Raw genomic sequence first — 799 nt, forward strand, 5'->3', positions numbered from 1 at the left:
TCGATGACGGCCAGGACCATCCGCTGGAGTTCGAATACGACGTTCATGACCGACTGATCACCGAGCACCAAGGCTGGGGCACCTTGCGTTATGGCTACGACGTCAGCGGCCAGCTCAAGCATTTGCGCCTGCCGGACAACAGCCGTCTTGAATACCACCGCGCCGAAGGTGGAGCGCTGACGGCCATCGACCTCAATGGCTCACGGCTCACCGGCCATCATTTCGAGTTCGGTCGTGAAAAAAGCCGCCAACAAGGCCTGCTGCACAGCGACTATGCCTACGACGAGCAGGGCCGTTTGCAGGCCCATGCCGTCAGGCAAAACCAGCGTCCGCTGTACCGCCGCGATTATGCCTACAGCGCCAACGGCAACCTCATACAGATCAGCGACACGCGCCACGGCCCACGCCGTTACCAGTACGATCCGCTCGACCGCCTGACCGGCGTACGCCACGACCGTGAGCAACCCCCGGAAAACTTCACTCACGACCCGGCCGGCAACCTGCTGATCCACGACCGCCCCGGCCCCTGGCAGCTCAAGGGCAACCGCCTGCGACGCCACGCCGACCGGCACTACGACTACGACGCCTACGGCAACCTGATCCGCGAACGTCGTGGCGAGAACATCACCGCCTACACCTACGACAGCCAGCACCGCCTGATCGGCCTCACTTTGCCCGACGGCCGCACGGCGAGTTACCGCTACGACGCCTTCGGCCGCCGCATCGATAAAACCGTCGACGGCCAGACCACGCAGTTTTTCTGGCAAGGCGACCAGCTCGTCGCCGAAAGCAGCCCCAA

The 799-nt window shown here is 63.7% G+C and carries 1 pseudogene; it reads left to right on the top strand.

The annotated features are described in order from the left end of the window. Positions 1–799 (top strand): annotated as a pseudogene (locus ACM110_RS29990) (hypothetical protein); the annotation flags it as partial.

This window comes from Pseudomonas sp. NFX98, from assembly GCF_047784845.1.
Classification (GTDB): Bacteria; Pseudomonadota; Gammaproteobacteria; order Pseudomonadales; family Pseudomonadaceae; genus Aquipseudomonas.